Raw genomic sequence first — 20,776 nt, forward strand, 5'->3', positions numbered from 1 at the left:
CCTGGGCCGGTCAGCCGGTCAATCATGCTGCGTTGTGCTCACTTGGTCTCGCTGAGTGCCTTGTTGAGCAGGACGACGTTGACGCCGGGGTCGCCGAGGAAGCCCAGCGAACGGCTGTCGGTGTACTTGGCGACCAGCGCGGCCACCGTGTCGGTGGACAGGCCGCGGGCCTTGGCGACCCGGGCGGTCTGCTCCTTGGCGTAGGCCGGGGAGATGTCCGGGTCCAGGCCCGAGCCCGAGGCGGTCAGCGCGTCGGCCGGCACGGTGGCCGGGTCGACGCCGTCGAACGCGGCGTCCGCGGCCCGGCGGTCGTTGACGTCCTTCAGCAGCGTCGCGTCGTTGGGGCCCAGGTTGGAGGGCGAGGAGCTGTGCGGGTCGTAGCCCGCGCCGGCCGCCGAGGGACGCGGCTGGAACCACTTCGGGTCCGGCTGCGCCTGCTCGTTGGGGTCGTTGCCCGTTGTTGAACCAGAAGCAGCAGTCTTCTTCGGCAGGTTGTAGTTCTGCCCCAGCAGGCTGGAGCCGATCTCCTTGCCGTCCGCGGACTTCACGATCGACCCGTTGGCCTTGGCGCTGAACGCGACCTGGCTGACGCCGGTCACCAGCAGCGGGTACAGCACCCCCAGGATCACGGTCATCACCAGCAGGAGGCGCAGCGCGCTCAGATGTGTACGGATGGAGGTGGGCAGTGGCTTGGACATGAGGTGGGTTCTCCTTCCGTGTCTTTAGCGCAGGCCGGGAATGAACTGAACGATAAGGTCGATCGCCTTGATTCCGACGAACGGCACGATCAGGCCGCCGACGCCGTAGATCAGGATGTTGCGTCGCAGCATGGAACTGGCGTCGGAGGGGCGGTACTTGACGCCGCGCAGGGCGAGCGGGATGAGGCCGATGATGACCAGTGCGTTGAAGATGATCGCCGAGGTGATCGCCGACTTGGGGCTGTGCAGCGCCATGATGTTCAGGTGGTTCAGCCCCGGGTAGACGGAGGCGAACATCGCCGGGATGATCGCGAAGTACTTCGCGACGTCGTTGGCGATCGAGAATGTGGTCAGCGCGCCGCGGGTGATCAGGAGCTGCTTGCCGATCTCGACGATCTCGATCAGCTTGGTGGGGTTGGAGTCGAGGTCCACCATGTTGCCGGCCTCCTTGGCCGCCATGGTGCCGGTGTTCATCGCCACACCGACGTCGGCCTGCGCCAGCGCCGGGGCGTCGTTGGTGCCGTCACCCGTCATCGCGACGAGCTTGCCGCCCTCCTGCTCCTTCTTGATCAGCGCCATCTTGTCCTCGGGCGTGGCCTCGGCGAGGAAGTCGTCCACGCCCGCCTCGTCCGCGATCGCCTTGGCGGTCAGCGGGTTGTCACCCGTGATCATGATGGTCTTGATGCCCATCCGGCGCAGCTCGTCGAAGCGCTCGCGCATGCCCTCCTTGACGACGTCCTTGAGGTAGATGACGCCGAGGACGCGGGCGGGTGCGGTGCCGGCCTTGGCGGCCACCACCAGCGGGGTGCCGCCGGCCGCGGAGATCCCGTCGACCAGGGCGCTCACGTCGGTTCCGACGGTGCCGCCGTTGTCGGTGACCCAGGTGGCGACCGAGGCGGCCGCGCCCTTGCGCACCGCGTGGATTCCTTCGGGCTCGTCGAGGTCGACTCCGGACATCCGGGTCTGCGCGGTGAAGGGGACCCAGGTGGCGTGCGTCAACTCGCCCTGGGTGCGGGCCCGCAGGCCGTACCCGGTCTTGGCGAGCACCACGATCGAGCGGCCCTCGGGCGTCTCGTCCGCGAGGCTGGACAGCTGCGCGGCATCCGCGAGCTCGTCGACGGCGACGCCGTTGGCGGGCTGGAACTCGGCGGCCTGGCGGTTGCCGAGGGTGATGGTGCCGGTCTTGTCGAGCAGCAGGGTGTTGACGTCGCCGGCGGCCTCGACCGCGCGGCCCGACATGGCCAGCACGTTGCGCTGCACCAGGCGGTCCATGCCGGCGATGCCGATCGCGGAGAGCAGCGCGCCGATCGTGGTGGGGATCAGCGCCACGATCAGCGCCACCAGCACGACCATGGTCTGCGGGGCGCCCGCGAAGGTCGCCATCGGCTGCAGCGCCGCCACCGTCACCAGGAACACGATGGTCAGCGAGGCCAGCAGGATGTTCAGCGCGATCTCGTTGGGCGTCTTCTGCCGGGCCGCGCCCTCGACCAGCGCGATCATCCGGTCGATGAAGGACTTGCCGGGCTCCGAGGCGATCTTGACGACGATCCGGTCGGACAGCACCTTGGTGCCGCCGGTGACCGCCGAGCGGTCACCGCCCGACTCGCGGATCACCGGCGCGGACTCGCCCGTGATCGCCGACTCGTCCACCGAGGCGACACCCTCGACGACGTCGCCGTCGCCCGGGATGATCTCGCCGGCCTCGGCGACCACGTGGTCCCCCAGGCGCAGCTCCGTGGCGGCCACGGACTCCTCGGCCTGGGAGGCGGGCCAGTCCAGCAGCCGGCGGGCCATTGTGTCGGTCTTGGTGCGGCGCAGGGTTTCGGCCTGCGCCTTGCCGCGGCCCTCGGCGACGGCCTCCGCCAGGTTGGCGAAGATCGTGGTCAGCCAGAGCCAGGCGGTGATCGCCCAGGCGAACACGCTGGGGCTGGCGATCGCGGCCACCGTGGTGACCAGCGAGCCGACCTCGACCACGAACATGACCGGGTTCTTGACCATCACCCGGGGGTCGAGCTTGCGGATCGCGTCGGGGACCGCCGCGAGCAGCACCTTGGGGTCCAGCAGATTGGACGCCACCCGGTGGGTGGGGGCCTGCTCCTCCTGGACGGGGGGCGGGGAGACGAGTGTGGGGGTGGACATCAGTGCAGACCCTCCGCGAGCGGCCCGAGAGCCAGGGCAGGGAAGTAGGTGAGGCCGACGACGATCAGGACGACGCCCGACAGCAGACCGACGAACAGGGGCTTGTGGGTGGGCAGCGTGCCCTCGGTGGCCGGGACCGGCTGCTGGCGGGCCAGCGACCCGGCCAGCGCCAACACGAAGATCATCGGCAGGAACCGCCCGAAGACCATCGCCAACCCCAGCGCGGTGTCCCACCACGGGGAGGTCACCGTCAGACCGCCGAACGCCGACCCGTTGTTGTTGGCCGCCGACGTGAACGCATACAGCACCTCGGAGAAGCCATGCGGCCCCGAGGCCTGCATATTCGCCCGCTCACCGCCCAGCGCCATCGCGACACCCGTGCCGATCAGCACGATCGCCGGCGTGGTCAGGATGTACAGCGAGGCGAACTTCATCTCCCGCCCGCCCAGCTTCTTGCCCAGGTACTCCGGCGTACGACCGACCATCAGGCCCGCCACGAACACCGCCACGATCGCCAGGATCAGCATCCCGTACAGACCCGAACCAGTACCACCAGGAGCGATCTCACCGAGCATCATGTCGAAGATCGCCACCCCGCCGCCGCCCGGCGTCAGCGAGTCATGCGCCGCGTCCACCGCACCGGTGGACGTCAGCGTCGTCGAGGACGCGAACAGCGACGAGGCCGCGATACCGAAGCGGACCTCCTTGCCCTCCATCGCCGCACCGGCCGCCTGCAGCGCCACACCGCCGTGACCGGACTCGAAGAACGTCATCAGCGCGGCCGACCCGGCCCAGAACAGGCCCATCACCGACACGATCGCGTAGCCCTGGCGGTGGTCGCCCACCATCTTGCCGAAGGTGCGCGGCAGCGAGAAGGAGATCACCAGCAGCAGGAAGATCTCCAGCCAGTTGGTGAACCCGGTCGGGTTCTCGAAGGGGTGCGCCGAGTTGGCGTTGAAGAACCCGCCGCCGTTGGTGCCCAGCTCCTTGATGACCTCCTGCGAGGCCACCGGACCACCCGGGATCGACTGGGTGTCGCCGCCCAGCGTCGCCAGGTCGTGGAAACCGTGGAAGTTCTGGATCACACCGTTGGCGACCAGCACCAGACCGAACACGATCGACAGCGGCAGCAGCAGCCGCAGGCAGATCCGGGTCAGGTCCACCCAGAAGTTGCCCACCCGGTCGGTGCGGGAGCGCGTGAAGCCGCGGATCAGCGTCGCCACGATCGCGATGCCCACCGCCGCCGACACGAAGTTCTGCACGGTGAGGCCGACCATCTGGACCGTGTGGCCCAGCGTCGCCTCACCGGCGTAGTCCTGCCAGTTGGTGTTGGTGACGAACGAGATCGCGGTGTTCCACGCCCCGTGCGGCCCCACGGCCTTGAAGCCGAGGTTGAGCATCAGGTGGTTCTGCACCCGCTGCAGCCCGTACAGGAACAGCACGGACACCAGCGAGAACGCCAGCACCGACCGCAGATACACCGGCCAACGCTGATCCGCGTCCCCGTCCACCCCGATCGTCCTGTAGATGCCGCGCTCGACCCGCAGGTGCTTCGCGGTCGTCAGCAGCTTGGCGATGTAGTCGCCGAGGGGGCGGTAGCACAGGGCCAGCGCTCCCACCAGTGCAAGGGCCTGCATCCAGCCGGCCAAAGTCGAGCCCATGTCAGAACTTCTCCGGGAAGATCAGCGCCACGACCAGATAGCCGACCAGCGCGACAGCGACGATGAGACCTGCGATGTTCTCGGCACTCACAGCTTCTCCACCCCCCGCACCACCAGCGCGAGGACGGCGAACACGGCGACCGTGACACCGACGAAGACGAGATCGAGCATGGGTTCCACCAAGGCGATAAAGAGCCTGGCCGTGGGTGGCCGCTAGGCCTCACGACACCGGCGGCGGGCCGGCTGAAGCAGCAAACCAGCCGTTTCGCCGCCACTTCGGAGTCCTGACGCCGTCCATACGGGCGTATGGGGAACGTTGACGCCCCCTTGATGGCCACCCGCACCGGCGTTATCGGACCGTCATCTCCGCACCGCCCCCGGGCACGCCGAGGCCCCCGGTGCGCGGCCCGTTCCTGCTGCCGCGCCCCGGGGGCCAGTCCCCAACGGTCAGCCGACCTTGTCGGCCTTCGGCAGGACGTCGTCGCGCGACGGCGGCTCACCGCGGCGCACCGACCCCGGGGCCCGGCGGGCCGGGTGGTCGGCGCGGCTGGAGGAGGAGAGCTGCCACGGCACGCTGATCACCATCACCCCGGGGGTGAAGAGCAGCCGGCTCTTCAGCCACAGCGCCGACTGGTTGTGCAGCAGGTGCTCCCACCAGCGGCCGACCACGTACTCGGGGATGAAGACCGCGACGACGTCCCGCGGGCTGGAACGGCGCACCGAGCGGACGTAGGCCACCACCGGCCTGGTGATCTCGCGGTACGGCGAGTCCAGCACCTTGAGCGGCACCTGGATGTCGAACAGCGCCCACTGCTCGCGCAGTTCGTCGGTGTCCTCCTTCTCCACCGCGACGCTGAGCGCCTCCAGGGTGTCCGGCCGGAACGCCTGCGCGTAGCCGAGCGCGCGCAGCGTGGGCTTGTGGATCTTGGAGACCAGGACGATGCCGTGCACCTTCGAGGGCCGCACCGACTCCGCGTGCGGGTCGTCGACCGACAGCTCGTCCGCAACCGCGTCGTAGTGCCGGCGGATCCCCCGCATCATCCCGAACAGCAGCACGGCGGCCACCACTGCGAGCCAGGCGCCCTCGGTGAACTTGGTGATCATCACGATCACCAGCACCAGCGCGGTGACGCAGGCACCGAAGCTGTTGATCACCCGCGAGCGCTGGGCGGCGCCGCGCACCGAGGCGTCGGTCTCGGTGGTCAGCAGCTCGTTCCAGTGCCTGACCATGCCGATCTGCGACAGCGTGAAGGAGGTGAACACACCCAGGATGTAGAGGTGGATCAGGTTGGTGACGTCCGCCTTGTACGCCCAGAGCAGCAGCATGTTCACCACGGCCAGCGCGATGATGCCGTTGGAGAACGCGAGGCGGTCGCCGCGGGTGTGCATCTGGCGTGGCAGGAAGCGGTGCTGGGCCAGGATCGAGGCCAGCAGCGGGAACCCGTTGAAGGCGGTGTTCGCGGCCAGGATCAGGACCAGCGCGGTCACCGCCTGGATGAAGTAGAAGAGGAAGCTGTGGTCGCCGCCGAAGATCGAGGCCGCCAGCTGCGCGATCACCGTCGGCTGCGAGGCCGTGTGGCAGTCCCCCGGGTAGCCCAGCAACTGGCAGGTGTCGACGGTCTTGTGCACCTTGGTGAGCAGCGCCAGCCAGGTGATCCCGACGAACATCACCACGGCGGTGATGCCCATCACCGCCAACGTGCTCGCGGCGTTCTTCGACTTGGGAGCCCGAAAGGCCGGCACACCGTTGGAGATCGCCTCGACACCGGTCAGCGCCGTACAGCCGGAGGCGAAGGCCTTGAGGGCCAGCAGCAGCAGGCCCAGGCCCGCCAGGGTGTTCTTGTGGTCGATCGGGATGATCGGGTACTTCGCGCTGGAGGCCACCGGCGCGTGCCCGAGCGCGGCCTTGATCAGCCCGGTGATGATCATCAGCATCATGCCGCCGATGAACAGGTACGTCGGCGCGGCGAACGCCTTGCCCGACTCGCGCACCCCGCGCAGGTTCACCGCCGCCAGTATCGCGACGAACAGCACCGCCATCAACACCCGGTAGTCGCTCAGCGCCGGGATCGCCGAGATGATGTTGTCCACCCCGGAGGCCACCGATACGGCCACCGTCATCACGTAGTCGACCAGCAACGAGGCCGCCACCACCAGGCCCGCGTTCGGCCCGAGGTTGCTGGTCACCACCTCGTACGAGCCGCCACCGCTGGGGTAGGCGTGCACGACCTGGCGGTACGACATCACCACGACCGCCATCAGCGCGACCACCCCGGCCGCGATCCACGGCGTGAGGTAGAGGAGGGCGGTGCCGCCGACAGTGAGCACCAGCAGGATCTCCTCGGTGGCGTAGGCCACCGAGGAGAGCGGGTCGGACGCGAAGATCGGCAGCGCGATGCGCTTGGGCAGCAGGGTCTCGCCCAGCTCCTCGCTGCGCATGGCCCGACCGATCACGAGGCGCTTGAGCGCCGAGGGCACGTTGAACACAGCGCGAGCGTATGCGTGCAGGACGTTAAGACGACCATCGACTCGCGGGGGTCCAGCGGACTCGGCACCGCCCACCCGGCTGCGGATTTCCGCAGGCCAGAGGGGTTCAGATCGACTTTCGGTGCTACATCCGCAACCGCAGACGGCAGACCACCGCGTCCGTGCCCTGCCGCAGCGCCCGGTCGATCAGCGCCCCGCGCTGGTTCTGCAGCGCCCGCTGCCAGAGGTGCACCGGCTCGACCTCCGCGATCAGCACGGTGATCCGGTCGTACGCGTGCTCGGTGCCGAGCTCGTTGACGAAGGCGACCAGCGGCCGGCCCAGTCGTCGGTGCGCGTCAGGGGCCTCCAGCAGCGGCACGCCCGGCTGCCACAGCTCCCAGTCCCGGCGCAGCGCCTCGGTGGCCTGGCGGTCCTCGGCGTCCGGATCGCTGTGCACCACGGTCACCGCGAGGACCTCGTCGCCGAGCGAGACGGCCGCCGACAGCGCCTCCCTGGTCAGCCGCGAGATCGACATCACCGGCACCACCACCAGCGAACGCTGACGCGTCACCGGCCCGGGGATCCGGCCGAGCTCAAGGCGCGCGCCGATCCGCCCGTACGCCCGGTGGATCAGCTCGAAGAGCAGCACCAGCAGCGGCAGCGCGACCACGATGCCCCAGGCGCCCTCGGTGAACTTGGTCCCGGTCACCACCAGGGTGGCCACCCCGGTCAGCAGCGCGCCGAAGCCGTTCAGCAGCGCCCGGCCGCGCCAGCCGGCCCCGCGCTCCGTCAACCAGTGCTTCACCATGCCGACCTGGCAGATCGTGAAGCCGACGAAGACGCCGATCGAGAAGAGCGGCACCAGGCTGTTGACGTCCCCGCCCGAGCCGATCAGCAGCACCGCCGAGACACCCGCAAGGAACAGCACGCCGTGCCGGTGCACCTGGTGGTCGGCCCGCAGCGCGAAGACATGCGGCAGGTGGTTGTCGCGGGCCAGCAGCCGCAGCAGCACCGGCAGCCCGCCGAACGAGGTGTTCGCCGCCAGCGCGAGCAGCAGCACGGTGGAGAACTGCACCAGGTAGAAGCCGAATCCATGCCCCAGCGAGGCGTCCGCCAGCTGGGCGAGCACCGTGACGCCCTGCACCGGCTGGAGGTGGAATCGGCCGATCAGCACGGCCAGCCCGACCAGCATCACCCCGAGCACCGCGCCGAGCGCGATCTCGGTGTTCTGCGCCCGCTTGACCCGCGGCGTCCGGAACGACGGCACCGCGTTGGCCACCGCCTCCACCCCGGTCAGCGCCGAGCAACCGGAGGCGAAGGCCTTGAGCAGCAGCAGCGCGCCGACGCCGGTGGCGTTCTGGGCCAGCGCCGAGGCGTGCCCGGCGGCGGCCGCCGTACTGGCCGGCGCGGAGCGGAAGAGCCCGATCACGATGATCGCCATGATCGAGAGGACGAAGACCGCGGTCGGCGCCATGAACCAGCGAGCCGACTCGGCGATCCCGCGCAGGTTGACCAGCGTGACCACCACCAGCACCGCCAGGCAGAGCCACACCCGGTCGTCGTAGAGGTTCGGAAACGCCGAGGTCAGCGCGGCCACCCCGGCCGTCACCGAGACCGCCACGTTCAAGATGTAGTCGACGATCAGCGAAGCCGCCGCCGTGAGCGCGGTCCGCCGCCCCAGGTACGCCTTGGCCACCGCGTACGACCCGCCGCCGTCCGGAAACGCCGCGATCACCTGCCGGTACGAGGCCGTCAGCACCGCCAGCAGCAAAGCGATCGCCGCCGTCACCGGCAGCGTGAACCCCAACCCGTAGCTGCCTGCCGCGGCCAGCACCAGAACGATCGACTCCGGCCCGTACGCCACCGACGCCATCGCGTCCAGCGACAGCGCGGCCAGGCCCCCGAACGCGGAGAGCTTGTCGTTCTCCTTGGCCTTCTTGGCAGGCAGCCCGGTATCAGGAGGCTCGGCGAGGGCCGCGAGCGGCGAGGGGGACATCTGACTAACCTCCGTGGTCGGCAAACTGCTCGAATCGTCTCCACGACGCCCACCCGTGCCAACCTGCCCTACACGTTCGATACGCCGCGCCCGGCATCCTTGACGCCTCCTTGACCCCGCGTCAACCGCCGCCCGGCCAGAGCACGAACGACCGTCCGCCCTTCCATGCCAGTTCAGAGCCCCGGGCACAAAGAAGACCGGCCCCGAACCGCGTTTCCACGGTTCGGGGCCGGTCTCATATCCTGTGGCTGGTGCAGGGTTCGAACCTGCGTAGCTTGCGCGGCAGATTTACAGTCTGCTCCCTTTGGCCGCTCGGGCAACCAGCCAGGATGTTTGTCTCGCGGAGGCTCGCGCCCCGTTCGACGTCGTAAACGATACCTGATGACTGGGGGTGCTCCGCCACTCGATTGGTCACCTGATGATCAAAGGGTCGGCGGGCGGTGCCGCTGGATAGGCTGGGCCCGTGACCGCTCCGCATCCGGCGGGGCGCCGACAGTGCCGCCGACACCGCAAGGAGACCACCACAGATGGCCGACTCCAGTTTCGACATCGTCTCGAAGGTCGAGAAGCAGGAGGTCGACAACGCGATCAACCAGACCTCCCGCGAGCTCGCCAGCCGCTACGACTTCAAGAACGTCGGGGCGTACATCGGCTGGACGGGTGACAAGATCGAGATGAAGGCCAGCGGCGAGGAGCGGGTCAAGGCGATCCTCGACGTGCTGCAGACCAAGCTGATCAACCGCGGCATCTCGCTGAAGGCGCTGGACGCCGGCGAGCCGCAGCTGTCCGGCAAGGAGTACAAGATCTTCGCGACGATCCAGGAGGGCATCTCCCAGGACAACGCCAAGAAGGTCTCGAAGATCATCCGCGACGAGGGCCCCAAGGGCGTCAAGGCGCAGATCCAGGGCGAGGAGCTGCGCGTCTCGTCCAAGAGCCGGGACGACCTGCAGGAGGTGCAGGCCCTGCTCAAGGGCAAGGACCTGGACTTCGCACTCCAGTTCGTGAACTACCGCTGAGCCAGCCGGTAGCGGCCGCCGAGGGCGGCCCAGCAGGGCACGGGTGAGGGCGTCGCAATCGCGGCGCCCTCACCCTTTGCGTTCGTACCTGTACGTCCGCTGAGCCGACGGGCCGGCAAGGATTGCGGCGGGGTCGAATGGGCAGGCGAGAGGTGGGGGAGGTGGAGATCCCGGGGACCCGAGCGGCAGAAACCGTGAAGGGACGAATCTGTGCCCGGTGCATGACCACCAGCTGACCCAACGGACCACTTGCTCGGAGCGGTTTTCTGAGTTTTTGGTGTGCGGCCTCCGACCCACCCGGGCAGACCGCAGAGCACGACGGTACTTGCCGGACCCAGCGCAGTGCGAAAGAAGTCCTTCCGCACTCAGTGATTCTTAAAGATTGCGCTGCTACGTTGACCCGGCTTGACCGACCTGACCTCGCGAAGGGGACGCCACCGGTGACCAGCCTGTTCCACTCCGCACGGCCCACCGCCGACACGCCGCGCTCCGAGGCGCCGCATGCCGCTCCCCGGAGCACGGACTGGCGGACTCATCTGAGCGCGGTACGGGCCAAGGCCCAGTACCTGCGTCTGCTGGCGTGGCCGATCTACCTCGTCGCGCTGTGGCGCTACGTCAACGACAACGGTCTCCCGTACAACAACGACCTGGTCTTCGTCTGGCTGATCGGCGCGCTGATAGCCGCCGCGGTGCACAGCGGCAACCGCTTCGGCTGGTTGCGCGTGCTCCGCGACTGGGTACCGGTGATGGCGGCGGTCTGGGCGTACTCGTTGCTGCGCGGCTACGGCTCGCACACGCCGTGGGCCGTGCACTGGGCACCGCAGGTGGCGTTCGACAAGGTCGTCGGCGGCGGGCAGGTCTGGACGGTCCGGCTGCAGCACCTGCTGTACACACCCGGTCACCTGCACTGGTACGACTACCTGGCCACCACGGTCTACATGTCGCATTTCTTCGCGGTCTTCGTCGTCATGGCGGTGCTCTGGCGCAAGCGCCACGAGCGGTTCACCCGCCTGGTGGCGCTCTACCTGGCGCTCACCTTCGCAGCGTTCGCCACGTACGTCCTCTACCCCGCCGACCCGCCGTGGCTCACGGCGCAGAACGGGCACCTGCCGGCCATCGCCCGGATCGTCCAGGACGTGCTGAACCAGAGCGGCCTGCCGCGCGCCGGATCGCTCTTCGAGAACGGCAGCCGCTTCGACAACGACGTGGCCGCGATGCCCTCGCTGCACGCCGCGTACCCGATGCTGCTGGCGCTGTTCTTCTGGCCGGTCTCCAACCGCTGGGTGCGGATCGTGCTGGTCGCCTATCCGCTGGCGATGGCATTCACCCTGGTCTACGGCGGCGAGCACTTCGTGGTCGACATCCTGGCGGGCTGGACCTACACCGCCGTGATCTACTTCGGCCTCACCCGCCTGCTCGACCGCCGGGCCCGACTGCGCGCCGAGCGCAAGGCGGCGCAGCGTCCTGAGGACCAGGACGACCAGGTCACCCGACCGGCGAAGGCCAGGATCTGACCCGGGGCAGACTGGCTCCGTGCAGACTTCCTCCCGCCCCAGCGCAGAGCAACTCGCCGCCGCCCGCGACGCGACCATTCCCGATATCACCGCCCCCGGGCTGCGCGTGCTGTTCTGCGGCATCAACCCCGGGCTCTGGTCAGGGGCGACCGGTCACCACTTCGCGCGGCCCGGCAACCGCTTCTGGCCCGCCCTGCACCGCTCCGGCTTCACGCCCCGCCAGCTGCGCCCGGACGAGCAGCGGGAACTGCTCGCGCTGGGCCTGGGCATCACCAACGTGGTCGCCCGCGCCACCGCCAAGGCGGACGAGCTCACCGCGGACGAGTTCCGCGCGGGCGGCGCGGCGCTGACCGAGCGGGTGGCCCGGCTGCGGCCGCAGGTGCTGGCGGTCCTGGGCATCGGGGCGTACCGGACGGCCTTCGGCAGGCCGCGCACCACGGTGGGCCGCCAGCCGGACGGGCTGGGCGACACCGAGGTCTGGGTCCTGCCGAACCCGAGCGGCCTGAACGCGCACTACACGCCCACCACGCTGGCGGCCGAGTTCCGCACGCTGCGTGAGGCGATCGGCTAGGCGTCAGCGTCCGCCGAACTTCTCGTCCGTCGAGACCACCTCGCGGCCGAGCGGCATCAGCGAGATCGGGATCATCTTCAGGTTCGCCCAGCCGAACGGGATCCCGATGATCGACACAAACAGCGGAATGCTCGTCGCGATATGCGCCAGCGCGAGCCACCACCCCGCGAACACCACCCAGATCACATTGCCGACGCACGACGGCGCCCCGGCGTCCGGCCGCTCGACCGTCGTGCGCCCGAACGGCCACAGCACATAGCCGGCAATACGGAAACTCGCAATGCCAAACGGAATCGTAATAATCAGGATGCAGCAGACGATTCCCGCAATGGCATAGGCAATGGCCATCCAGATGCCGCAGAAGACCAGCCAGATCACGTTGAGCACAAAGCTGAGCACCTTCATGCTCCAAGCCTCCCACGTCCTCAGGTCGCCTGCCCGGACCGTCAGGCGCCGCCAGGACGCGCGTCGCGGCGTTCGACCAGCGCGGGCGCCGTCAGGGCGGTGAGCTCGGGTGCGGTCATGCTGGGGAGGAACTCGGTCACCTGGTACGTGGCCACCCCGGCGCGGGCGAACGGGTCGCCGGCGAGGATCGCGTCCAGGGCGGCCGGGCTCTCGGCGCGGGCCAGGATCACTCCGCCGGTGCGCGGCACCCGGCGGCCTGACGCCAGGAAGGCGCCGGCCTCGTACTGGGTCTCCAGCCAGGCGACGTGCTCGGGCACCAGCTCGTCGATCCGCTCCAGCGGCACGGTGTAGGTGAGGGTCACGACGAACACATCGACCTCCGTTGGCGTCTGCTCCGCGGACCGTCCGCGTCGTGGAGGACAGTAGTACCCGCGCCCCGCGCTACGGGCGCCCGGCCATCCGCTCCAGCCGCGCGATCCGCTCGTCCATCGGCGGGTGCGTGGAGAACAGCCGGGTGCCCGCCTCGCCCGGGCGGAACGGGCTGGCGATCATCATGTGGCTGGCCGTCTGGAGCTGCGGCTCGGGCGGCAGCGGCAGACGCTGGGTGCCCGCGTCCAGCTTGCGCAGGGCGCTGGCGAGGGCGAGCGGGTCCCCGGTGATCCGGGCGCCGTCGGCGTCCGCCTGGTACTCCCGGGACCGGCTGACGGCCATCTGGATGAGCATTGCGGCGAGCGGGCCCAGGATCAGAATGGCAAGTGTGCCGATGAGCCCGGGTCCGTCGTCGTCCTCGTCGCGGCCGAACGGGATCAGCCAGGCGAAATTCACCAGGAACATGATCACCGAGGCCAGCGCTCCGGCCACCGACGAGATCAGGATGTCGCGGTTGTAGACATGGCTCAGCTCATGGCCGATGACGCCGCGCAGCTCCCGCTCGTCCAGCAGTTGCAGGATGCCGTCGGTGCAGCAGACGGCGGCGTTGCGCGGGTTGCGCCCGGTGGCGAAGGCGTTCGGCGCGGGCGTCGGGGAGATGTAGAGCCGGGGCATCGGCTGCCGGGCGCTGGTGGAGAGCTCGCGGACGATCCGGTACAGCCGGGGGGCCTCGATCTCACTGACCGGGCGGGCGCGCATCGCCCGCAGGGCGAGCTTGTCGCTGTTCCAGTACGCGTAGCCGTTGGTACCGAGCGCGACCAGCAGGCCGATGATCAGCCCCGTCCGCCCGAACAGGCTGCCGACCAGCAGGATCAGTGCTGACAGCGTGCCGAGCAGGACGGCCGTTCTCAACCCGTTGTGCTGGCGATGCACGGCAGACCCTCCAAGTGGTGCGGTGGGAAGCCTCTGCTCACATCCCTCTGTCCGGTCAACGGAGGGACGCCTGGTCCTGGTTCCCTTCACGCCCCCGGGCGGACCTCCTCGGTCAGAACAGCGAGCCGCTGACCACCTGGATCACCAGCTGCGGGGCCACCGAGAGCACCACCGCACCGACCGCGGTGAGCGCCAGTGTGGCACTGAGCGAGGCGGGCAGCCGGCGCTCGTCGGGCAGCACCGAGGCGGCCGGTGCGGCGAAGAGCTTGGCCGTCCACTGGAGGTAGTAGTACAGCGCGATCACCACATTGGCCGCCATCACCACGGCCAGCCAGCCGAGGCCGGCGTCCACCGCGGCGCGGAAGACCACCACCTTGCCGAAGAGCCCGACCACGCCCGGCGGCAGGCCCGCCAGGCAGAGCAGGAAGAAGGCCAGCGCCAGCGCCGCCCAGCGGCGGCGGGCGAAGAGGCCCTGGTAGTCGTCCAGCCGGTTGGCGGGGCTGGTCCGGCCGACCACCGCGGCCACCCCGAAGGCGCCGAGGTTGACCAGACCGTAGATCAGCGCGTACGCGACGGTGGCGCCCAGCGGGTGCGCTGTCCCGGCGTAGCCGGCCGCGGCCAGCGGCACCAGCAGGTATCCCGCCTGGGCCACCGAGGACCAGGCCAGCAGGCGGACGGCGCCGTGCGCGGTGTCCGAGCGCTGGCGCAGTGCCGCGACATTGCCGGCCGTCATGGTGACGGCGGCCAGCACGGCCAGCAGCAGGCCCCAGGTGTGGCCGTAGGGGCGGAACGCGATGCTGGTGACCAGCGCAAGACCCGCGAAGCCGGCCGCCTTGCCGACCACCGAGAGGTAGCCGGCCACCGGCAGCGGGGCGCCGGTGTAGGTGTCGGGCACCCAGAAGTGGAACGGGACGGCGGCCACCTTGAAGGCGAACCCGACCAGGGTCAGCGCGGCTCCGGCCTCGGCCAGCGGCTTGAGCTGCCCCGGCGTGTGCGCGAGGCCGTCGGCGATGGCGGACAGGTGCAGGCTGCCGGTGGCGGCGTAGACGAAGCTGACGCCGAGCAGCATCGCGGCCGTCGCGGTCACCGAGGAGAGGAAGAACTTCAGCGCCGCCTCGCCGCCGCGCCCGTCGCGCTTGAGGCCGACCAGCGCGAAGGACGGCAGCGAGACCACCTCCAGCGCCACCACCAGGGTCGCCAGGTCGCGCGAGGCGGGCAGCAGCGCGGCTCCGGTGGCGCTGCTGAGCAGCAGGAACCAGTACTCGCCGGAGGGCAGCTCCTGCTCCTCGACGGTGTGCAGCGACAGCAGCGCGGCGATCAGCGCGCCGCCCAGCGCGAGCAGCTGGAAGACCAGCGTGAAGTGGTCGGCGACATAGCTGCAGCCCGCGTTGTCAGTGGCGCCTGTTACGTTCGGTACACAGAAGGTGGACCGAGGGTGACCATCCGTCAGTGGGAGGAGGGCGAGCAGGGCCAGCGCCAGGCCGGCCGCGGCGAGCGGGCCGAGCAGCTTCTTCCGTCGGACCGGCAGGAAGAGGTCGGCGAGCAGAACGCCGATCGCCGTCAGGGCGGCGATCAGCGGCGGGGCGATGGCCACCCAGTCGACGGACTGGATCAGGCCACCGGGGTTGCTCACAGCGAGGAGGGTCGAATTCACGGCGGGCTGCCCCAGGAGTTGGTGGCCGGCGGCGACGGACACGAGCGCGGACACGGAGCTGATCATCGGTCAGCCACCCCCGAGGAGGTGCTTCACGGCCGGGTTGGAGAGACCCAGCAGCAGGGCCGGCCAGAGGCCGGCGACCAGCGTCAGCGCGGCCAGCGGCGTCCAGCTGACGGCTTCGTACGGGCGCAGGTCCGCGATGTCCGACACCAGGGCGGGCTGCTTGGGGTCTCCCATGCAGACCCGGCGCACCACGATCAGCAGATAAGCGGCAGTCAGGAGGGTGCCCAGACCGGCCAGCACCATGTACGTGACGAACGCGGGGCGGGACAGCCCGGCGGCGGGGTCGAACGCGCCGAACATCGCGAGCACCTCGCCCCAGAAGCCCGCCAGCCCGGGCAGGCCCAGGCTGGCCACGGCGGCGAAGGCGAGCAGTGCGCCGATCCGCGGTGCCCGGCCGTAGAGCGCGGCGCCGGTGGCACCCGCGAGGGTGTCCAGGTCCGCCGTGCCGTAGCGGTCCTTGAGGGCACCCACCAGGAAGAAGAGCAGACCGGTGATCAGACCGTGGGCGATGTTCGCGAAGAGCGCGCCATTGACACCCACCGGAGTGAGGGAGGCGATGCCGAGGAGCACAAAGCCCATGTGGCCGACCGAGGAGAAGGCGATCAGCCGCTTGAGATCGCCCTTGCTGCCCGGGCGGGCGAGGGCCAGACAGGCCAGCGAGCCGTAGACGACGCCGACGGCGGCGAGCGCCCCGAGGTACGGGGCGAGGGTCGCCGCACCCTGCGGCACCACCGGGAGGAGGACCCTGACCAGACCGTACGTGCCCATCTTGAGCAGCACACCGGCGAGCAGCACCGAGCCGACGGTCGGGGCCGAGGTGTGCGCGTCCGGCAGCCAGCTGTGCAGCGGCCAGGCGGGCGCCTTGACCGCCAGGCCGAGGCCGATCGCCAGCGCCGCCAGCACCTGGGTGGTGTGCGAGAGGCCGTGGCCGTGCGCGGCGGCCAGCGCCGTCATGTCGAAGGTGCCCGCCTTCAGACCGATCAGCAGGAAGCCGAGCAGCATCACGGCGGAGCCGAGCAGCGTGTAGAGGATGAACCGGTTGGCCGAGGCCGTCTTGGCCCCGCTCCCCCACCGGGCGATCAGGAAATACATCGGGATCAGCACGATCTCGAAGGCCAGGAAGAAGAGCAGCAGGTCGAGCACCACGAAGGTGGAGAGCATGCCGACTTCGAGCAGCAGCAGCAGTCCGACGAAGACCCGGGCGGACGGACTCTGTTGCCCCCCACTGGCCGGTCCGTCCGGCAGCCGCCTGGTGGAGTACACCGCGCAGAGGAAGGTGAGCAGCGCGGTGAGCACCAGCAGCGGCAGCGAGATGCCGTCGACCCCGAGGTGGAAGCGGACCCCGATGGACGGGATCCACGCGGTGTCGGTGACCGCCTGCATCCGGCTGGAGTGCGCGCGGTCGAAGCCGGCCGCCAGCGCCACGGTCAGCGCGAGCACCAGTCCGGTGACCAGCGCGCCGAACCGCAGCGCGCGCTTCTCCTGGGTCGCGGTTTCGGCGCCGAAGACGGTGGCCGGTGCCAGCGTCAGGGCGGCGCCGAGCAGCGGCAGCACCAGGAGGGCGATGAGGACCGCGTTCATCGGGGGCTCCCTGGGCGTGCTGCGGTGGACGGGTTGGCGAGGAGGAGGTGGAGTCGCAGCTGGGTCATGTGCCGACCGCCACGAAGACGGCGATCAGCACCACGCCCGCGAGCAGCGCGCTGAGGTAGGTCTGCGCGTTGCCGCTCTGGGCGCGCCGCACGGCCCAGCCGAGCATCCGGGCGCCACCCCCGGCGCCCTGCACATAGCCCTCGACGACCTCGCGGTCCAGGAAGCGGACCAGCCGAGCGGCGCCGAGGGTCGGGCCCACAAAGAGCCGGTCGTAGAGCCGGTCGACGCCGAAGCCGTGCTGGGCCGGTCCGTAGAGCGGTCCGAGCAGCAACCGGCCCGGGTCGACGGCCTCCGTGGACTGCGGCGCCGGCGCCGGCGCGAGCGACTCGGCGTGCGGCGCGGTGCCCTGTTCCGGGACCCGCTCGGCCTCGGCCAGTCGGGCCCGGGCGGCGCGGCTGGTGACGGTCCGCCAGGCGGCCCAGGAGATCAGCACACCGGCCACCGCCAGGCCGGTGCCGATCACGGCGGTGGCCAGGGTCGGCCGCAGCGAGCCGCCGTCCAACAGGGCGGGCAGCCACTCCGGTCGCAGTCCGGCGATGCCGAAAGCCATCGCCGGGACCGCCAGCACCCACAGCGTCCAGCGCATCGCGGCCGGCTCGGCGGTGTGCACCGAGGGTGCGGTCGCGACGGCGGGCGCGGCGACCGGCAGGTCCTCGCCGGTGTCGGCGAGCGCGGCGGCATGCCCCTCGTCGGCGGCACCGCGCGGGACGGCGGTGTCGGCGGGGGCGATGGCGGCGCCGCGCGGCGGGAAGGCCAGCAGCCAGAGCCGGGTCGCGTACGCCGCCGTGAGCAGCGCGGTGACCGCGGCCGCGATCAGCACGATCCAGCCGGCCGCCTGCGGCACGCCGGAGGCGGCGCCGACACCGTTGGTCAGCGCGTCGCCCTGGGCGGCGTGCTCGGCGGCCGCGAAGACGGACTCCTTGCTGAAGAAGCCGGAGAACGGCGGCAGCCCGACCAGCGCCACCAGGCCGATGCCGAGCGTCCAGCGCGCGTCCGGGACGCGCTGGGCCAGCCAGGGCATCCGGGACATCGCGGAGAGCGAGTTGGTGTGCGCGGCGTGGATCAGCACGCCCGCGGCCAGGAACAGCAGCGCCTTGAACGCACCATGGCTGACCAGGTGGAACAGCGCCGCCTCGCGGTCGCCGGCGGCCAGCGCGCCGGCCATGTAGCCGAGCTGGCCGACCGTGGAGTAGGCGAGCACCCGCTTGATGTCGTCCTGCGCGAGCGCGCAGAGTGCCGATCCGATCATCGTCACGGCGGCCATCACCGCGAGCACCACCAGCGCGGCGCCCGACAGCAGGAAGACCGGCAGCAGGCGGGCGACCAGGTAGATGCCGGCCGCGACCATGGTGGCGGCGTGGATCAGCGCGGAGACCGGCGTCGGGCCGGCCATCGCGTCCGGGAGCCAGTTGTGCAGCGGGAACTGCGCGCTCTTGCCGGCCACTCCGCCGAGCAGCAGCAGTGCGATCAGCGTCGGGTGGCTGAGCCGCCCGTCGGCCGCCGCGGCCAGCACGCCGCTGATCCGGAACGTCCCGGCGTCGGAGCCGAGCAGGAAGAGCCCGAACAGGAAGGGCACATCGCCGAGCTTGGTGACCAGGAACGCCTTCAGCGAGGCCGACCGGGCGTCCGCCGTCTCCCAGTGGTGGCCGATCAGGAAATACGAGCAGATGCCCATGATCTCCCAGCCGACCAGCAGCACGATCAGGTCGCCGGAGTACACCACCAGGAACATCGCGGCGGTGAAGAGCGAGACCAGCGCCGCGTACGAGGGGTAGCGCGGGTCGTCGCGCAGATAGGCCGTCGAGTAGATCTGCACGCAGCTGGCGACCAGCCCGACCAGCACGGTCACCAGCGAGGTGTAGCCGTCCAGGTGGATCGCGAGCGAGATGTCGGGGCCGCCGGTCGGGGTCAGCCGGGTGGCGATGTCCAGGGTGCGGCCGGTGCCGAGCTGCAGCGCCGTCACCAGCGCCAGCACGGCCGACAGCACGACCGGCACGATCGCCAGCGGTCGGGCGAACCCCGGTGCGCGGCGGCCGGTGGCGAAGAGGGCGGCGGCGCCGAGCGCGGGCAGCGCGGGGACGAGCACGGGGAGGGCGGTGTTCACGAGACGGCTTGGCCCTTCGACGCGTCGTCGGTGTCGTGGCGCTCGGCGACCCGGTCGCCGAGCGCGGTCAGCTTGTCGATGTCCGCCGTGCCCCCGGTCCGGAAGACCATCAGGACGATGGCGAGACCGAGGCCGATCTCGGCGGCGGCGATGGTGATGGTGAAGAGGGTGAGCGCCTGCCCGGCGTGCAGCGCGTCGCGCAGCCAGGCGTCGAAGGCGATGAGGTTGAGGTTGACGGCGTTGAGCATCAGCTCGACGGACATCAGCACCAGGACGGCGTTGCGCCGGGCGAGGACGCCGTAGACACCGACGCTGAAGAGCAGCGCGGCGAGGACGGCGGGGTAGGCGAGGTGCATCGGCGGTCAGCTCTCCCGCTCGGAGGAGACTGCAGGATGACGGACGGCGCCGACCGGCTTGCCGGCCCGCAGCTTGCCGGCCCGCGGCTTGGCCTCGCCGGACTGCCGCGAGCGCGACAGCACGATCGCCCCGACCAGCGCGGCCAGCAGCAGCACGGAGAGCGCCTCGAAGGGCAGCACCCAGGTGCGGAACAGGCTCGCCCCGGTCACGGCGGCGCTGCCGCCGCCCGCGCCCAGGTCGATCCAGGAGGTCCGGAACGCGTCCACGACCAGCGTCACCAGCGTCCCCGCGGCGGCCAGCGCGACCAGCAGGGCCACCCAGCGGTTGCCCGAGTCGGCGTCCGGCGAACGGCCGATCGGCGCCTTGGTGAGCATCAGGCCGAAGAGCACCAGCACCACCACCGAGCCGAGGTAGATCAGCACCTGCACCCAGGCCACGAACTCGGCCGTGAGCAGCAGGAACTCGATCGCCAGGCCGCCGAGGGCGACGACCAGCCAGAGCGCGGCGTGCACCAGTTGCTTGGTGCTCACCGAGATGACGGCGGCGCCCAGCACGGCGAGGCCGACCAGGACGAAGACGATCTCGACCCCGGTCGGGGAGAGGAAACCCCTGGTCGCGGGCGTGAGGGAGCCCGCGGCGGCGAGGAAGCTCACGCGTCCTCACCCCCGGTGGATGCGGCAGCGGCGGCGGCAGCCAGCTTGTCCGCGGCCTTGCGCGCCGCGGCGATCTCCTTGGGCTCCTCGGCCGCCGGGTCCAGCGCGGGCGGGGCTGGCACGGTCCACATCCACTCGCGCAGCTTGTCCCGCTCGTGGGTCAGCTCCAGGATGTCGGTCTCCGCGTACTCGAACTCCGGGGACCAGAAGAGCGCGTCGAACGGGCAGACCTCGATGCAGATCCCGCAGTACATGCAGAGCGAGAAGTCGATGGCGAAACGGTCCAGCACATTGCGGGTGCGGGCGCGCGCGTTCGGGTCGACCGCGGGGAGGGTCTCCTTGTGCGAGTCGATGTAGATGCACCAGTCCGGGCACTCCCGGGCGCAGAGCATGCAGACCGTGCAGTTCTCCTCCAGCAGCCCGATCACGCCCCGACTGCGCGGGGGCAGGTGCGGCTGCACCTCGGGGTACTGCGCGGTGACGGTCTTCTTCGTCATCGTCCGCAGGGTGACGGCGAGGCCCTT

The 20,776-nt window shown here is 70.4% G+C and carries 18 protein-coding genes and 1 tRNA gene; 3 read left to right on the top strand and 16 right to left on the bottom strand.

All coding sequences use genetic code 11. The features are described 5' to 3' along the window. Positions 1–38 precede the first annotated feature (38 nt). The 7 genes from P3T34_RS16520 to P3T34_RS16550 form a co-directional block, all read right to left on the bottom strand. Complete coding sequence (locus P3T34_RS16520) at positions 39–698, bottom strand: potassium-transporting ATPase subunit C (RefSeq protein ID WP_280666791.1); 660 nt, start codon at positions 696–698, stop codon at positions 39–41. A 24-nt stretch (positions 699–722) separates the two neighbouring features. After that, positions 723–2,837: a potassium-transporting ATPase subunit KdpB gene (gene kdpB / locus P3T34_RS16525; RefSeq protein ID WP_280666792.1), complete on the bottom strand. Its 2,115-nt coding sequence runs from the start codon at positions 2,835–2,837 to the stop codon at positions 723–725. Beyond that, a complete protein-coding gene (gene kdpA, locus P3T34_RS16530) occupies positions 2,837–4,498 on the bottom strand; it encodes a potassium-transporting ATPase subunit KdpA (protein WP_280666793.1) in 1,662 nt (553 codons plus the stop codon). The genes kdpB and kdpA overlap by 1 nt, the downstream gene beginning before the upstream one ends. 1 nt (position 4,499) lies before the next feature. Continuing rightward, positions 4,500–4,589, bottom strand: a complete 90-nt coding sequence (gene kdpF / locus P3T34_RS16535; RefSeq protein ID WP_037971201.1) for a K(+)-transporting ATPase subunit F — start codon at positions 4,587–4,589, stop codon at positions 4,500–4,502. Between the two features lie 356 nt (positions 4,590–4,945). After that, positions 4,946–6,985, bottom strand: a complete 2,040-nt coding sequence (locus P3T34_RS16540; RefSeq protein WP_280666794.1) for an APC family permease — start codon at positions 6,983–6,985, stop codon at positions 4,946–4,948. Between the two features lie 124 nt (positions 6,986–7,109). Further along, positions 7,110–8,960 (bottom strand): APC family permease, encoded by a 1,851-nt coding sequence (locus P3T34_RS16545; RefSeq protein WP_280666795.1) that lies wholly within the window; start codon positions 8,958–8,960, stop codon positions 7,110–7,112. Between the two features lie 245 nt (positions 8,961–9,205). After that, positions 9,206–9,286, bottom strand: a tRNA-Tyr gene (locus P3T34_RS16550). Positions 9,287–9,487: 201 nt separating this feature from the next. Between P3T34_RS16550 and P3T34_RS16555 the strand changes: the two genes are divergently transcribed. The 3 genes from P3T34_RS16555 to mug all read left to right on the top strand — a co-directional run bounded on the left by P3T34_RS16555 (position 9,488) and on the right by mug (position 12,061). Continuing rightward, positions 9,488–9,976, top strand: coding sequence for a YajQ family cyclic di-GMP-binding protein (locus P3T34_RS16555; protein WP_280666796.1), 489 nt, complete (start codon positions 9,488–9,490; stop codon positions 9,974–9,976). Positions 9,977–10,416: 440 nt separating this feature from the next. Beyond that, the gene (locus P3T34_RS16560) at positions 10,417–11,490 is read left to right on the top strand and encodes a phosphatase PAP2 family protein (RefSeq protein WP_280666797.1); all 1,074 of its coding nucleotides are present in this window, start codon (positions 10,417–10,419) and stop codon (positions 11,488–11,490) included. A 19-nt stretch (positions 11,491–11,509) separates the two neighbouring features. Continuing rightward, entirely contained in the window at positions 11,510–12,061 is a 552-nt protein-coding gene (mug, locus tag P3T34_RS16565) for a G/U mismatch-specific DNA glycosylase (RefSeq protein ID WP_280666798.1), read from the top strand. 3 nt (positions 12,062–12,064) lie between these two features. On the opposite strand, the gene P3T34_RS16570 is transcribed toward mug, so the two are convergent. The 9 genes from P3T34_RS16570 to P3T34_RS16610 all read right to left on the bottom strand — a co-directional run bounded on the left by P3T34_RS16570 (position 12,065) and on the right by P3T34_RS16610 (position 20,749). Further along, a complete protein-coding gene (locus P3T34_RS16570; protein ID WP_280666799.1) occupies positions 12,065–12,466 on the bottom strand; it encodes a YccF domain-containing protein in 402 nt (133 codons plus the stop codon). A 41-nt stretch (positions 12,467–12,507) separates the two neighbouring features. Beyond that, complete coding sequence (locus P3T34_RS16575) at positions 12,508–12,837, bottom strand: YciI family protein (RefSeq protein WP_280666800.1); 330 nt, start codon at positions 12,835–12,837, stop codon at positions 12,508–12,510. Between the two features lie 70 nt (positions 12,838–12,907). Then, positions 12,908–13,768 (bottom strand): zinc metalloprotease HtpX, encoded by an 861-nt coding sequence (htpX, locus tag P3T34_RS16580; RefSeq protein WP_280666801.1) that lies wholly within the window; start codon positions 13,766–13,768, stop codon positions 12,908–12,910. A 112-nt stretch (positions 13,769–13,880) separates the two neighbouring features. Beyond that, positions 13,881–15,422 (bottom strand): NADH-quinone oxidoreductase subunit N, encoded by a 1,542-nt coding sequence (locus P3T34_RS16585; RefSeq protein ID WP_280672150.1) that lies wholly within the window; start codon positions 15,420–15,422, stop codon positions 13,881–13,883. 69 nt (positions 15,423–15,491) lie between these two features. Then, the gene (locus P3T34_RS16590) at positions 15,492–17,069 is read right to left on the bottom strand and encodes an NADH-quinone oxidoreductase subunit M (RefSeq protein ID WP_280666802.1); all 1,578 of its coding nucleotides are present in this window, start codon (positions 17,067–17,069) and stop codon (positions 15,492–15,494) included. Positions 17,070–17,133: 64 nt separating this feature from the next. Then, complete coding sequence (locus tag P3T34_RS16595) at positions 17,134–19,242, bottom strand: NADH-quinone oxidoreductase subunit L (protein ID WP_280666803.1); 2,109 nt, start codon at positions 19,240–19,242, stop codon at positions 17,134–17,136. Then, a complete protein-coding gene (gene nuoK / locus P3T34_RS16600) occupies positions 19,239–19,598 on the bottom strand; it encodes an NADH-quinone oxidoreductase subunit NuoK (RefSeq protein ID WP_280666804.1) in 360 nt (119 codons plus the stop codon). The genes P3T34_RS16595 and nuoK overlap by 4 nt, the downstream gene beginning before the upstream one ends. 6 nt (positions 19,599–19,604) lie before the next feature. Continuing rightward, positions 19,605–20,252 carry an NADH-quinone oxidoreductase subunit J gene (locus P3T34_RS16605; RefSeq protein ID WP_280666805.1) on the bottom strand — a complete coding sequence of 216 codons (648 nt, stop codon included), beginning with the start codon at positions 20,250–20,252 and terminating at the stop codon, positions 19,605–19,607. Continuing rightward, entirely contained in the window at positions 20,249–20,749 is a 501-nt protein-coding gene (locus tag P3T34_RS16610) for a 4Fe-4S binding protein (RefSeq protein WP_280672152.1), read from the bottom strand. Before P3T34_RS16610 ends, P3T34_RS16605 begins: the two co-directional genes overlap by 4 nt. Between the last annotated feature and the right edge of the window lie 27 nt (positions 20,750–20,776).

Origin of the sequence: Kitasatospora sp. MAP12-44 (assembly GCF_029892095.1) — a bacterium.
Lineage (GTDB): Bacteria > Actinomycetota > Actinomycetes > Streptomycetales > Streptomycetaceae > Kitasatospora.

Coding starts and splice junctions, on each gene's coding strand:
- P3T34_RS16520 (WP_280666791.1), bottom strand. CDS start 698: ATGTCCAAGCCACTGCCCACCTCCATCCGTACACATCTGAGCGCGCTG.
- kdpB (WP_280666792.1), bottom strand. CDS start 2,837: ATGTCCACCCCCACACTCGTCTCCCCGCCCCCCGTCCAGGAGGAGCAG.
- kdpA (WP_280666793.1), bottom strand. CDS start 4,498: ATGGGCTCGACTTTGGCCGGCTGGATGCAGGCCCTTGCACTGGTGGGA.
- P3T34_RS16545 (WP_280666795.1), bottom strand. CDS start 8,960: ATGTCCCCCTCGCCGCTCGCGGCCCTCGCCGAGCCTCCTGATACCGGG.
- P3T34_RS16555 (WP_280666796.1), top strand. CDS start 9,488: ATGGCCGACTCCAGTTTCGACATCGTCTCGAAGGTCGAGAAGCAGGAG.
- P3T34_RS16570 (WP_280666799.1), bottom strand. CDS start 12,466: ATGAAGGTGCTCAGCTTTGTGCTCAACGTGATCTGGCTGGTCTTCTGC.
- P3T34_RS16590 (WP_280666802.1), bottom strand. CDS start 17,069: ATGAACGCGGTCCTCATCGCCCTCCTGGTGCTGCCGCTGCTCGGCGCC.
- nuoK (WP_280666804.1), bottom strand. CDS start 19,598: ATGCACCTCGCCTACCCCGCCGTCCTCGCCGCGCTGCTCTTCAGCGTC.
- P3T34_RS16610 (WP_280672152.1), bottom strand. CDS start 20,749: ATGACGAAGAAGACCGTCACCGCGCAGTACCCCGAGGTGCAGCCGCAC.